Annotated in this window: 1 protein-coding gene; it reads left to right on the top strand. The window is 50.0% G+C overall.

Annotated features, from left to right (window positions below; genetic code table 11):
- Positions 1–116: 116 nt before the first annotated feature.
- Positions 117–398 (top strand): MFS transporter (locus A7976_RS10355; protein WP_131801017.1); only part of this gene is annotated, 282 nt, incomplete at its 3' end.

The raw sequence follows: 398 nt of genomic DNA, 5'->3' as shown, positions 1-398 counted from the left end.
GTATTCGGCGAACGACCTATAAAAACGGCAAAAAACACCCTACGTCACCTCTGATTTCCTGGCGATGTCGCAGTCCAGAGTGAGCGTGGCTAACGCGAATTTTCAGGAGTGCAACAATGAGTTCTTTAAGTCAGGCTGCGAGCAGTGTGGAAAAACGCACAAATGCTCGTTACTGGATAGTGGTGATGTTGTTTATCGTCACATCCTTCAACTACGGCGACCGCGCTACGCTCTCTATCGCCGGTTCGGAAATGGCCAAAGATATCGGCCTTGATCCCGTGGGAATGGGCTATGTGTTCTCTGCTTTCTCATGGGCTTATGTTATCGGGCAGATCCCTGGTGGCTGGTTGCTGGACCGTTTTGGTTCAAAACGCGTCTACTTCTGGTCGATCTTTATC

Source organism: Methylobacillus sp. MM3, assembly GCF_001645185.1.
Lineage (GTDB): Bacteria > Pseudomonadota > Gammaproteobacteria > Burkholderiales > Methylophilaceae > MM2.
Note: the sequence above shows the minus strand (reverse complement) of the source record. Positions and strands in the feature narration are given on the sequence as shown.